12 protein-coding genes are annotated in these 12,901 nt (G+C 58.7%); 3 read left to right on the forward strand and 9 right to left on the reverse strand.

The window, feature by feature from the left end; translation table 11 throughout:
- Positions 1-187: 187 nt before the first annotated feature.
- From AC6HU3_RS10490 to AC6HU3_RS10500, 3 genes are read right to left on the reverse strand one after another with little or no spacing between them, the layout of a single operon-like run.
- Positions 188-1,075, reverse strand: coding sequence for an FIMAH domain-containing protein (locus tag AC6HU3_RS10490; protein ID WP_497473705.1), 888 nt, complete (start codon positions 1,073-1,075; stop codon positions 188-190).
- A 14-nt stretch (positions 1,076-1,089) separates the two neighbouring features.
- Entirely contained in the window at positions 1,090-2,985 is a 1,896-nt protein-coding gene (locus tag AC6HU3_RS10495; RefSeq protein ID WP_497473706.1) for a hypothetical protein, read from the reverse strand.
- Positions 2,982-3,479: a T9SS type A sorting domain-containing protein gene (locus AC6HU3_RS10500; RefSeq protein WP_497473707.1), complete on the reverse strand. Its 498-nt coding sequence runs from the start codon at positions 3,477-3,479 to the stop codon at positions 2,982-2,984. Before AC6HU3_RS10500 ends, AC6HU3_RS10495 begins: the two co-directional genes overlap by 4 nt.
- Before the next feature lie 204 nt (positions 3,480-3,683).
- Between AC6HU3_RS10500 and AC6HU3_RS10505 the strand changes: the two genes are divergently transcribed.
- Positions 3,684-4,469 (forward strand): hypothetical protein, encoded by a 786-nt coding sequence (locus AC6HU3_RS10505; protein WP_497473708.1) that lies wholly within the window; start codon positions 3,684-3,686, stop codon positions 4,467-4,469.
- On the opposite strand, the gene AC6HU3_RS10510 is transcribed toward AC6HU3_RS10505, so the two are convergent.
- Together AC6HU3_RS10510 and rimO are read right to left on the reverse strand one after the other, a co-directional pair.
- Entirely contained in the window at positions 4,459-5,664 is a 1,206-nt protein-coding gene (locus tag AC6HU3_RS10510) for an asparagine synthetase B (protein ID WP_497473709.1), read from the reverse strand. The genes AC6HU3_RS10505 and AC6HU3_RS10510 overlap by 11 nt on opposite strands.
- Positions 5,664-6,971, reverse strand: coding sequence for a 30S ribosomal protein S12 methylthiotransferase RimO (gene rimO, locus AC6HU3_RS10515; protein ID WP_497473710.1), 1,308 nt, complete (start codon positions 6,969-6,971; stop codon positions 5,664-5,666). The genes AC6HU3_RS10510 and rimO overlap by 1 nt, the downstream gene beginning before the upstream one ends.
- Before the next feature lie 54 nt (positions 6,972-7,025).
- Here rimO and AC6HU3_RS10520 point away from each other — a divergent pair, with 54 nt between their 5' ends.
- Positions 7,026-7,190, forward strand: coding sequence for a hypothetical protein (locus AC6HU3_RS10520; RefSeq protein WP_497473711.1), 165 nt, complete (start codon positions 7,026-7,028; stop codon positions 7,188-7,190).
- A 9-nt stretch (positions 7,191-7,199) separates the two neighbouring features.
- Here AC6HU3_RS10520 and AC6HU3_RS10525 read toward each other — a convergent pair whose 3' ends face one another.
- Genes AC6HU3_RS10525 through AC6HU3_RS10540 form a run of 4 tightly spaced genes read right to left on the reverse strand, consistent with a single transcriptional unit; the run spans position 7,200 to position 12,661 of the window.
- Positions 7,200-7,757: a RipA family octameric membrane protein gene (locus AC6HU3_RS10525; RefSeq protein WP_497473712.1), complete on the reverse strand. Its 558-nt coding sequence runs from the start codon at positions 7,755-7,757 to the stop codon at positions 7,200-7,202.
- 12 nt (positions 7,758-7,769) lie between these two features.
- The gene (locus AC6HU3_RS10530) at positions 7,770-8,180 is read right to left on the reverse strand and encodes a TIR domain-containing protein (RefSeq protein WP_497473713.1); all 411 of its coding nucleotides are present in this window, start codon (positions 8,178-8,180) and stop codon (positions 7,770-7,772) included.
- A gap of 28 nt (positions 8,181-8,208) precedes the next feature.
- Positions 8,209-9,738 carry an FG-GAP repeat domain-containing protein gene (locus AC6HU3_RS10535; protein ID WP_497473714.1) on the reverse strand — a complete coding sequence of 510 codons (1,530 nt, stop codon included), beginning with the start codon at positions 9,736-9,738 and terminating at the stop codon, positions 8,209-8,211.
- A gap of 43 nt (positions 9,739-9,781) precedes the next feature.
- Positions 9,782-12,661: a metallopeptidase domain-containing protein gene (locus AC6HU3_RS10540; protein WP_497473715.1), complete on the reverse strand. Its 2,880-nt coding sequence runs from the start codon at positions 12,659-12,661 to the stop codon at positions 9,782-9,784.
- Between the two features lie 9 nt (positions 12,662-12,670).
- On the opposite strand from AC6HU3_RS10540, the gene AC6HU3_RS10545 reads away from it, so the two are divergent.
- Positions 12,671-12,823: a hypothetical protein gene (locus AC6HU3_RS10545; RefSeq protein ID WP_497473716.1), complete on the forward strand. Its 153-nt coding sequence runs from the start codon at positions 12,671-12,673 to the stop codon at positions 12,821-12,823.
- Positions 12,824-12,901: the final 78 nt, after the last annotated feature.

Genomic DNA, 12,901 nt, shown 5'->3' on the forward strand with positions numbered 1-12,901 from the left:
GTACAGAACCGCGTGGCGATGGGCCGCACCTGGCAGAAAAGCACGCCTCACCCTTTCTTTCGGTTCGGCGTGGACCGGCGGTGAGGCCGAACGGGCATGGTTTTTCGCTTCCTTCCAGGCTTGCGCCTTTTGTTGCGGCTTCACAGGCACAATCTTTTTCCCTGACCGGGTTTTGGCCATCGTCTCCTCACCGTCCTGGTCGTCCCTCCGGGAAGGGGATGCGGTTCAGGATATACCGGGCGCGGTAATACAGGACATAAAACGCCTCGTCCTGAACGTGCCCCTGGTTGTGAAAACGCTCCAGGGTGCTGAGAAACCGCTCCAGCGTGGCGCGATAGCGATCCAGGCGTTCTTCCCGTGACCAGCGGAGGGCCTGCTGAAGAAGCCGGGCAAGACGGTCATGCGCCCGTTCACTCATCCACCCGATGGCGAAAGCCGTGTCGTTCCGGATCTGGAGGTGGATCACCATGGAGTCCAGGGACTGCGGTGGCAGGGGTCCCGGACCTACCGTCCGCCCGTATTTGCCGGGTCCAAAGGGGGTGAGGGCATGGAATAACGGCATACCGTATTTTTGATCCAGTTCCTCCACCACGCCCTCCGTGGGGGCAATGTACGTGGGTGCAGAAAGGGTATCATATCCTTCTGCGTTCCAGTAACTGATATCCGGGAGCTCAGAGGTAATGAACACGTACCGGGCCGTGTCACCAGGAGGGATGTAAGAAACCCAAAAGGGGATTCGAGAGTAAACATCTGACCATCCTGAAGGGAAAAAGGAGAAATGTTCACCGTAGGAAGTGTCTCCATCGGCATAAGAATAAACATGAATTCCCGAAGCCGGGATAGCGGTTGCAGGTATACCAAAAGTGGCAATCGCCTGCGCACTTTGAGGGGAATTGATAACAGTATACCGATACAGGAACCGGGACGAATCCATCCACAGGGTTTCTTTGACTTCCACCACAACCTGTGCTTCGAAACGATCGGTTTCCGGGATCTCCACAATGGCTGTGTCCCCCGAGGGAAGCACCACAACCTTGCGGATAACAAGAACGAGAAACAGAGAAACCCATCGCATCAGTTCCCTCCTTTTCAGGGAACCACCGTGAAGTGATAATGATACCTTGCCTGATTTGCCGTTCGATGAATCCTGCGTGCAAAGTTCAACCTCAGCAAACGGACTACTCTCAAGGTCAGATATGTAAATCGCTCCGGGTTCAGACTTAACCCATCACTTCGCTGTCCCTGGAGGTCCACCTGTTCGCCCGTGCGATGCCATTCGTGTCCCACACCTGTTGCACAGGGCTCGGTGGGATGGTAATTCCCACAGATGTCAAACATCCCACCCCATGGAAGGCTCATGTCGTTGATGCGCAATAGTTCTCCGGGGATAGAGTCGTGAGCCAGTAAAGCCAGGGTTCGAATAAAGTTGTGCAGGTAATACCTTCCCCAGTGATTGGACGGATGGATGGTCGTTTCTCCCACAAGTTCGTAACCGATGCCTGGTCCGACCAGCTCCCAGAAATCCTGGTATCCCACCATCAATGTTTCCACCGTGGTCCATCGAAATTCTCTCCCAATAGAAACTTTGATCGTTTTCTTCCCCGACGCTTCTGCGGGTCTGTAAGGAATATGAAAAATCCCCAGTGAATCCGTATGCCCCCACACGATCGCAACGGTATCAAGGCGGAGAATCTCCGTTGTGTCCGCCTGATATGTACCATAACCGTCTTGGAAGGTAGAATCGACTATCCCTCGTACCTGAGTCACAACCCATTCGCCTACAAGGGGTGCGTTATCATGCGTATGACCACCTGTAGCACGTACACCCCTCGATTCCAATTTTACGGGTACGTTTGGGATCGGCTCCCCACTGCGTGGATGGGTGATACGTAGTTCCACGTGCACGGTTTCGGCGTCTGGATAGGGACGAAGAGGATTGTATCTCTCCGGCACGTAGGGCCGTACGGGATTAGGACTCAGGGTAATTGTGACCCGCGGCATCACAATCACCTCCATGGTGTCCGCAAGATAGTTGGAGAAAAGATCATGAGACCACGCCATCACCCGGTATCGCTTCCCGATTTCCATCCCGAAATCCACCGGAATCTGCGCTATGTCGTTCAACCCCGTCCAGGCAAACACACGGAAAACCGTATCCTTGACCACCGGACCCACCGTGTTTCCGAGGGAATCCACACCCACCACACGAATCCCCACATCCGCCCAGGAATTCTCCCGGATCCGGAGATTCACCGTGTCCACCCCAAACACCGTATCCACGTCCGCCCCCGTTCCGGACACCAGTTCCAGTTCCAGAAAGTCATCCTGTAACCACAGATCGTCCACCACCACAGGAGGCTGGGTTTGAAGATCCTCCTTCCCACCCCTCCGCTTTGCCGGAACCACCACAGGAGCATACCAGGCTTCCGCCTGCACCCTGCCCGGATATACCGTGATGCAATCCAGATACCGGTGACCCCCGATCCACACGGAAGAGGCAAATCCCAGGCCCCCGGGTCCCCAGTCGTTCAGATCGCTTATCGTTTGCCAGATCGTGTATCGCAAGGTGTCCCAGATCACCCCACCGGTGACACAGGCGTCCCCCGCCTCGGGAAGGTTGACCTCCCAGATCCACTTCCACACAGCCGTCAGGGCCGCCGTGTCCACACTGTGCAAAACAAGCGACGAAACGAAACATTCCAGCGAATCCACCACCGCCCCCGTCGAATCTCTCGCCTCACACACCCACCGGACATGAACCGTATCCCCAATCCGGAAATTCTTCGCCGTCAAAAAGGCATAGGCTGTGAGGGTGTCTGTCACCCGCACTGTATCCAGATGAACCGTATCTTCAATCACGATCCCATCCAGCGTATCCACAGGGACCAGCGTGCCCCACTGAAGATCCTGGAGTTCAAACACTTCCTCACTTTGCGCCCAGAGCGGAAGAGAAAACACCAAACACAGCAACCCGATCTTCTTCATCGCCTTGCTCCTGCGAGGAATCTTCCCTTAAAGGAACCCAGGGGACTCTGGACCCGAAAGAGATAGATCCCGGCAGGCAATCCCTGAAACCGAAGAAGATGCCGCCCTGCAGGAACGTGAATGTCCCGGGAAAGCACCCTTCGTCCGAGAACGTTGAACACCTCAAGATGGACCGATATCGGTTCCGGAAAAGAAAAGCGAAGGGCACCCGGAAGGCCGATCACTTCGGGGTGAACAGGCGGGGCTGAGGAGCCGGAAGAGAAGGGAAGGACGTCGGTTTCCCGGGTACGGACCCAGAATGTGCGAACGCTCACCTCCCGTGGAACAAGGTGGACCAGTGTCCGAAATCCCTGGCGACTCACCACCGCCTTCATGGGTTTTCCCTTCGGAGCCACTGCAAGGGGAATTTCCCGGGTCTGGACGGGGAGCGAATCGGGGAGAAGGGAAGGGGACACGGGGATCAGCGTGACAAAGAACAAGAGAGCATGCGCCATCAAAAACCCTCCTGTTTTATCCGGCCTTCATGATAGCCCCCCCCTGACGGTTTGTCAAGGGGGGTAAGGTTCGTCCACGATCTTCCCGGGCGGTTTGGGAATCGAGATAAATGGCCGAGCGCACGTTCATGCGCTCCCCGTAACATCCCCAGCTTTCTCGGTGCCAAACTTGCAGGTTCCGGCACGATTCCATACACTCCGGACATGCTGGTGGTTTCCCTCCTCCGGGATCTCCTGGATCTCTGGCGCACCCGGTGGCGCAGGCTCCTTGTTCCGGCGGCTCTGTCCGTGATCCTGAACCTGGTGGTGCGAGGACTGAAGGTCTTGGGGTCTCCCGAATTCCTGGCCTCCCTTCCCCGGGATCTCTATCTTCGCGTCGAAACACCTCTTTTGATCGTCAGCTTCTTCTTTCCCTTCGTCTTGCTGTTCCTTTTCGATGGACCCCTCCGATCCCTCGTTCTCACCCTTTTCTGGAATGGAGCCCACCGGGAACGGCTGAAACTGGACCGAAAGGAGTGGAATCACGCTGCCGTGTCGGGCATCCTCGGGGGATTGATCCTGCTTCTGGGCGTCTATCTTGTCGGCGGAGGCATCCTCGGGGGCATCGCCTGGTGGCGATGGAAGGTCTTTGCAAAAGACGCAATTTACTGGCCCATGTTCATGTTGCTGGGCCTCCCCACACTGGCGGCCTTCGTGCACGGAATCCTGTTTCCCCTTTTCGTCCTGGACGGATTGCAGTTCGGCCCCCGGGGATTTCTCGTGAGCCTTCGCTCTCCCTGGCGGTGGATCGGGTATTCCCTCCTCCTCGATCTTGTGCTGGCCCTTCCGGCCCTTCCCATTTTCGCACTTTCCTTCGTCATCCCCCGGCACGCGCCGGCGCTGTCCTGGCTTCCTCCCCTCCTTTCCGCCGTGTTCGGGGCCACCCTCTCGGACCCCGGCCTTCTCGTGATCTATCGCAGGGTTCGGGGACGCGACCCGATCAGGTCTTGAGGTCTTTGCGCTGGGCCGCGGGGAAGAGGATGTTGTTCAAAATCAGGCGATAGCCCGGGGAATGGGGGTGTTTGGAGAGATCGGTGGGAGGGTCCCCCACAAAGTGCTGATAATCTTCCGGATCATGCCCTCCAAGATAACTGAAAAACCCTTCACCGAAGGAGCCGTAGATGTATTTCACCTCCTCCGTCCCCGGGACCTCGCCCAGGATCACCACACCTTTTTTGAGCCGGTTCCGTCGGAATCCCGTGTCCTGTCCGAGGAACTCTTTCACCGCCCGGGTGTGGTTCTGGGTGAGGATGGTGGGAACCTGATCCAGTTTGGCTGAGAATTCGTGGAGAACAAAGTAGGTGTTGGGTCCCCGCAGGGCTGCCTGCCGGGTCACGTCAATGTCCGAGTGCTCATACAGAAACGGCTGCGGAAACACCTGAAAATCCGTGAAAGCCAGGGTCTGGCTGTAGTCCAGTTTTTGCTGGTAGTCCGGATCCACGGGCGTCCCGTCATAGAAGGCGTCCACGATGTCCACCCCTTCCGCAGCCAGGGCAATGTCCAGGGTCACGGGTGCCGAACACATGGCGAAGAGAAATCCGCCCTTTCGCACGAACTCCTTGATTTTCCGGGCCACCGCCCCCTTCATGTCCGCAACCCGCCGGAACCCCAGTTTCGCCGCAAGCGTCTCGTCAATCTTCTTGTGTTCCTGATACCAGGCCTCCGCCGCATACATCCCGAATTTGCCAAACTGTCCGGTGAAATCCACGTGGTGAAGATGGAGCCAGTCATAGTTTTTGAGGGCGCCGTTGAGGATTTCCTCGTCATAGATGCGGTCATAGGGGATGTCCGCGTATTCCAGGGCAATGGTCACCGCATCGTCCCAGGGCTCAAAATAGGGGGGAACATACACCGCCACCCGGGGCGCTTTCTCCAGTTTCACCTTGTCCATGTTGCGCTGTTCAATCAGCGCCTCGATCTGAAGGCGTTCCCCGTCCGAAATCGTCTCGCAGGTCACCCCCATCAGGGCACACCGGCGCCGAACGCTTCCAGCATCGGCAAGGAGAAAACTTCCTCCCCGGTAGTTGAGAAGCCAGTAGGCTTCCACCCCCTCGGACACCGCATGATAGGCCACCCCATACGCCCGGAGATGATCCGTCTGGGCTTCATCCATGGGGATCAGAATCCAGGCAACCAAAAATAGCATCACGACACACCTTCCCGCACCGGCACAACCGTTCCTTCAAGATCCAGGGATGGAGCAAGCTCGGAGATCCGGACGGACACGATTTCGCCGAGAGGGGCAGAGTCCGGGAGGCTCACCGAAAAGTCCACGTCCGGTGCATCATAAGGGGTGCGCCCCTCGCCTTTTCGATCCACCAGAACCTCCAGCGTTCTTCCCACCAGGCGCTCCTGGGCTTCCCGCATCAGGTGCTCCGCAAGGGTCCGGAGTTCCTCCATCCGGGCTTCCACCACATCGGGCGGGATTTTGTCGGCATACGTATGGCTCAGGCTTTCCGGCTCATCGTGATAGGAGAAGATGCCGATGCGCTCAAACCGCGCTTCCTCCAGAAAATCCAGGAGTTCTTCAAAGTCTTCGTCCGTCTCTCCAGGAAAGCCCACGATCACCTCGGTGCGCAAAAAGGCTTCGAGCCACCGCGTCCGGAACGCTGCCACCGCTTCTTCCACCGCCTTCCGTCCCCCCGTCCGGCGCATCCGGTGGAGAACTCGAGGAGAGGCGTGCTGGATGGGGAGTTCAGCGTAAGGAACGACCTTTGTGTAGGCGCGGAGACGATCCACGAAGGCTTCCGTGATCCCGGAGGGATGGAGATAAAACAGGCGCACCCACCGGATCCCTTCGATATCCTCCAGGCCGTCAAGAAGCCGGAAGAGGGCATCGGGTTCGCCCCGGTCGTGACCAAAGCGCACGGTGTCCTGGGCCACCAGGTTCACCTCCCGCACGCCCAGGGCAGCCATGGCCCGGGCTTCCTCCAGGAGACGTTCCACCGGATAGGACACCTGTTTTCCCCGGATGGCGGGGATGATGCAGAAACTGCAGGTGCGATCGCACCCTTCCGCGATTTTGAGATAGGCGAACACGCCCGTGGTCAGGGTGCGGCTGAAGTCGTGGCGGAGGACGAAGCGGTTTCGGGACAGGTGCCCGTGGGTTTTGCGTTCCAGAAGGGCGGGAAGGGCATCCAGATCCTGCATGGTGAAGAACACGTCCACATCGGGATATTGCTTCACCAGAACCGGTCCCATCCGTCCCACGAGACATCCCCCCACCGCCACCGTCTGAACCGAACCGGAGCGTTTGCGTTCCAGGGCCTCTTCAATCGTGTCCCGGGACTCGTCCACGGCGGGTCCGATAAATCCGCAGGTGTTGAGGATGAGGACATCCGCTCCGTCCGGGTCTTCCACGAACTCAAATCCCGCCTCCAGGAGGCGGCCCAGAATGTGTTCGCTGTCCACCTCGTTTTTCGGACATCCCAGGGTGATCAGGGAAAACCGCATCGCTCACCTCATGTTTCGGGGGATCGCCCCGCGTTCCTGCGCCGGAGGTAGTGTATGGAAGATCCGAGAGACTTTCAATCGCTATCTTGTAGCATTACACAAGAGATTTATGGCGTGTTCGGGGTCGATCCCTTCTTCCCTGTGGTTCTTCTGGATGACCTGGCTGTGCTGTATACCACGGAGTTCCTCCCCGAAACGGAGGGGGGCAAGATCTGCTGAAATACTACGCTATTCTTTTTTCTGTGTTGGAAGCAGCATGCCCAGAATACCAATTCCTGCGGCGAGAAGAAGAGCGGATCCAAGCAACGTGTCAAAAGGGGCGATGGAGAGAGCGAACCCCATGGCAAAAACAAGGGGAATAAGTCCTTCTACCCTGGAGAACCCGATGTATCCCCTGGATTTGCGAAGTGCCTCATTTTCCCGGGTGAAAGGTGCCATGGGGAGCAAGCGCTCCATGTTGAGGATCTCCTGGAACTTTATTCGGTTAAGATTTTGGAATTGCAAGATTTGGGCCCACCACAGGATGGACAGGAAAAAGCCTCCCGCAAAGAGAATCCTTCGTGCAAGGGATACGGGACGGCCGAAACTCTCCACGACCTGGGGAAGCCATGGACTCCAGGCCAGAACAAACAACCCGGTCAACAGTGTGAGAAAAAAACCGTTGGTCTGGATACGTCGGGTGGAGACATTTTCCGCGGTCTCCACATACATGCGATAAATCGCCGCCATCATTTCCCGGTGCTGGATATCCTCCCCCGGTTGCTTTTCACGTGGATCCTTTTCCATGTTTCGCCTCCTTTAAAGGGCATGTTCCCGGATGGCTTTTACAATGCTGTGGGTATTCCATCCTACAATTTCCTTTGCGGTATTTTGAACCACTTCAGGAATTCGTTCCTGCCCCCAGGGTTTCACCCCAATGATGGGCTTACCCATCTCTTGAGCCATCTCGATCTCTTTCTGGATCCACTCGCGGTATGCGGCATACATACCCGAGAGAACAATCACGACGTGGACAGGCCGGATCTGTTCCCGGAGTTCTTTCTCAAGTTCTTCGGCATCGTCAGCGTCCAGCGGTTCGTGTTCCGGCACACTGAAGTTTTTCCATTTGAAGTTCGGGGCTTCATCGAGCATTCCCTCAAGGCGCTCATAGTCTTCGTCGTATTTCCAGGCATGGCTGATGAACACATGGTAGGTGCGGAGTTCGGGCATGGTTCACCTCCTGCTTCTTTTTCGGGGTTCACTTTCCCACCACCATCTTGATGGTTGTCTCTGGCAGGCTCACCACATACCCGCCAGGCAGAAGTCGGAGCGTGCGGGTTTTCCCCGAAAAAACTTTCCGGCCTGTCAGGTCATAGACCACTACGGGATAGGGTTGACGCAACGCGAACCCTCCCGGAATCAGGCGAAAACCATGATCACTTCCGGGTTCGGGACGGGTTTCTTCCACGTCGGTGGGGCGGTCCAGAACCCACACCCCCGCTGAACTGCTCATCACGATCTCCGATTTTCCGTCGTTGTCCACATCCCCGGCGCTGGCATGGCACGACCCCGCTCCACTGTATGGAAGACCCCACAGAATGTCCCCCCAAGCGCTCAAAAGATACTGGTTGTTCGTGGTGCAGACAAAGATCTCCAGGCCCGAATCCGGTGAAAAATCGCCCACCAACAACCGGCCCACGATGTATTCCGATGCCGGCAGCGTTCGCTCCCAGATGAGCCCACCCGTGTCATCCACCAGCCGGACGGTTTTGAACCCCACCCAGCAGGGCATCTCCAGACGGCCATCCTGATTGACATCCGCATAGGCCGCACTTGCACACAGAACAAAATCCTCCTTGAGGTTTCCTGTGGGACCATCCAGCACATAGGTGTGACCGATAAGAAACCCGGCGCTTCCCCCTGCGATCACATCAGGAACGCTGTCCCCATCCCAGTCGACGATGGCAGCGGGGGTCAGGATGCTGTCGTCTCCGAACGGCATCTGACTCCAGAGTGTGTCCCCGGTGGCGGTGAACACGATGAGGGGAACGTACCATCCCCGCCAGACGGCCAGTTCAAGCGAATCGTTTCCATCCAGATCCCCCATGGGAATGAACAACGGATGGGGAGAGGGCGCCAGTTTCCACACCAGGCTGTCCTCACAGGCGCCACCGGAGCAGGTGATGCGAAAATAATAGATGCGCGTTCGGTATCCCGGATCCAGGGAATCCTGACCCGTCACCACAACACCGGGCGTGCCATCGCCTTCCAGATCCACCGCATACAGCGGACTCCGGGGGCAGGCCTCGGGAATGGGGTCAAACACCGGCAGCCGGATCATGTGGTCCACCCGCCCATCCCGCCCGTCCAGAATCCACACCCGGCTGGAGTCTTCTCCCGCCACCACCTCCAGCACCCCATCCCCGTCCATGTCCCCCAGGGTAGGAGTGTTGTAGTGGCAATATCCACCAAAGCGCGCAGAGTCCGGCGGAGAAAAGCGCCAGAGAAGGGTGTTCGCAGGCACATTCACCGCGTAGATCTCTTCATGATGCATCACCACCAGCTCATTTTGACCATCTCCGTTGATGTCCCCCACCAGAGCCTCCACCAGTCCCTCTCCAGTTCCAAACGTATCCCGAAAGGCCACGGCCACCTGACGGAGGTCCTCCCCGGGTGCCGTTTGAACCCCCGTCAACCCCAGACTCCCCCGGTGGGTCATCCACCATCCGTTGTGGGCCGCATCCACCGGGGGAAGCAGAGGCTGGGCCAGAAACAGCACAAGCAGCATGGCACGCTCCTTCCGGGGGAGGGGAGGTCCCTCCCCCACCCGTTCATCGTGCAAACACCACCTTCTTCTGAAGGGCGCGCCCATCCGGCAGCGTGGCCCGGAGGACATACACTCCCGAACGGGGCACCGGCAGAACCGCCCGGATTCCTTCCACCCGAACGTCGGCAACCCGACGACCCGCCACGTCAAACAGGGCATACCGCACCCCTGGCCATCCGCTCCCCACCTGCACCGCCAGACCCCCCGGAAGAGGCCGCACCACCAGCACGGGATGCACCCGCACCTCCCCGGCCTGGGATCCGCCTACCCCCGTTTCCGCAAAGTCGATCACACGATAAGGAGGCGACCCGGGGAAATTGGAAGGGTCCCACCCCGTGGGCTGGACGGCGACCATGCGGATCTGGCCATCTCCGGTGGGGGCGATGTGGAAGCCGGTGAGGTTGCCCGGGTCCATGAGATAGTCCTCTGGACCCCAGGATGTCCCGTCATACACCCGTTTGAACAGGCCTGACGCAGGCGGCTGGAGAGGCGAACGCCGATACAGCACCACCCCGCCTTCCAGGGCCAGCAGGGTTCCGTTCGTGAGTCCATAGGGGCTTCCCCCCTTGCCCCGATCATCCCGCCAGACCACCCGGATGGAGTCCCCTTCCTGCCAAGCAAAGAGATAACCTCCCGCCAGGGTGTCCACCAGGGGCGTGGTGCCGGAGGTGGAAAGGAGGAGACGATTCCAGGTGCCACCGGAACGGAAGGCCGCCCAGATCTCCGGTCCTTTGGCATACACCAGGGCCACCCGCCCGCTGTCCAGCGCCGCCACGTCGGCCTCGCCCGGACTGCCTTCAAACCGGTCCACCAGCACCTGGTGGTGCACCTCCTGGGGCCCGCTCTGCAGCCAGTACACACCGATGGCCGTGCCTTCCTGAAGAAGCACAACATGATGGAGGAAGGTGTCCGTGGTGGTGAGGGTGTGGAAGACGATGGGCAGGGTGAAGGTGCGGAGGGTTTCCCGGGGCACCCAGCGCCACACCGTGCTGCTGCCGGTGGTGTCTTCCCACCAGCAGGAGCGGAACAGATGGGTTTCCCGGACATACACCGCACACAGCCGCCGGACGGGAATGAGGGAGGCGGTGGGGTCGGTGGAAATCCATTCCGTGAAGCGGGCCAGGGCGGGATGGTGGCCCAGGGTGTCCATGGGCCAGCCCGCCTCCCAGGTCCATCCCAGGTCGTCCGGGGCTCCGGTGGCCCGGGCGAGATAGATCACATTTCCGGATTGATAAAGCATGAACAGGGTGTCGCCCCAGGAAGGCCCGCCGGCCAACAGACGGCGCTCCTGGGGATGACCCAAGGCACTGTCCCGATCCGTCTGGATGAAGTTTGTGTACAGGTCCAGCATGACCTGGCGATTCTGCTCATCCACTCTGACGTTCCGGATCACGACGTGGGTGGCCAGGAGACGGGCGATGTTGCGTTCCTTGTAGGGGAGATAGGTGTAGGTGTGGCCACAGGTGTCCCGTGCTGTGCTGTCATACAGCACCCCTCCGGGGAAGGAATCCCTCCGAACATAGCCATGATACATCAGGGTGTCCAGGCGGGAAGGCCAGGTGTATTCGGCCACGGCATAGCCCCTTGAGGAGGGGTTCGTGAAGTCCGTCAGCGCTGTGCGGATGATGTTCCCAAATTCCGTGTTGATCTCCGTGGGAAAGAGGTCATAGGGAGAGGAGGCGCTGTAATCGGGATTGTGGTCAATCACGTGATCGGCCACGAAATTGCCGAAACCTTCCGGGAGATAGCCCCATTCCGCAATGCCCACATCGTGAAGATCATAGCCCCACACCGGATCCTCAAAGGAACCCGGCAGGGCCACCCCCGTCGTGTCCCACAACCCCACCGCCAGCAAATTGTCTGCCGGAGGGTATTTCTCCCCAGGCCATTCACTGATATATTCGGGTTGCCCTCGCGTCAGCTGGACCAGGAGGCCGCCTTCGTCCATCAGGGGCCGGGTAAAGGCGGTGGTATCCTGAAAATAGGCCGCCAGCAGCAACGACTGCTCCGGCACGTTGAACTCCGCCGGGACCGGGATGGGAATGCGATACACCACACCTCCGGAAGCATAGAGGTCCGGAAGAACCAGGTTCTGCAACGCGTTTTCTCCAGGAAGGTCCACCACGGGCACAAAAGGGGACGATCCGCCAAACACCTCCTGCAACCGCCAGTGGTCCCAGGGACTCAAGGGGACGAGTTTCGGAAACGGTCGGGGCTTCAGGGTGACCATGAGGGAATAGATCCCTTCCCGGCTGCTCTTGCTGTGGGGATGTTCCACCCGGCACTGGGCCAGATTCCGTCCTTCGCCGAAGTCATAGCGATCTGGCAGGCCCAGATGATGGCCGTATTCATGGGCTGCTCCGTATTTGAGGTTCTGGATGCCCTCCGGGTCGAACAACTTCCGCAAATTGCGGGCATAACTCAGCGTGCTCCCGCTCCGGAACCCAACGGTCACCCCGTCCTGGGTCACATAGGTCGTTCCCAGGTTGGGATGACCGGCCACATAGCCTCGATGCCGGTACCGGGGGATCACCACGGTGATGGCCCCCTCGTCCACCGTGCCATCTCCATCTCGATCGTACCGGGAAAAGTCAATCCAGGGATCCAGAAGCCCAAACACATCCCGGACGAACCGGCCCCGGTCAAAGGTGTTTCCATCACCGTAGACATCGGGAAGGAGGATCACCGTGTCCACGGCCAGTTCCCCCGCGATTTTCCACCGCCCCTGGGATGCCCAGTACCAGAAACTGGACAGACTCCACCGGTACGATCCCACATGGAGCAGGGACGTGTCGAAGGGCCAGGGGATGAGAAGAGAGTCCCAGGCAGGGGGAAGGGCGGTGGAAAAGCCACTGGTATCAAAATCCACATCAATGCCGGCCACCACAATGAGATGACGATGGGCATCGCTGATGTTGGTGAGGGAAGGGGCATTTATCTGCTGGGTGGTGTCAAAGACTTCGGCGCACAGCCATTCGTCATCCGTGTATGGCTGGGTCTGGGTGATGAGGAGGAGAGGAGAGGAGAGGAGAGGAGAGGAGCATGAGGCTTAAGGCAATCATGACAACCCTCCTGTTTGGACCAATCACCGGGAAGATACAGGGTGGAGGAGAGATTGTCAAGA

This window comes from Caldifarcimen microaerophilum (genome assembly GCF_055387105.1).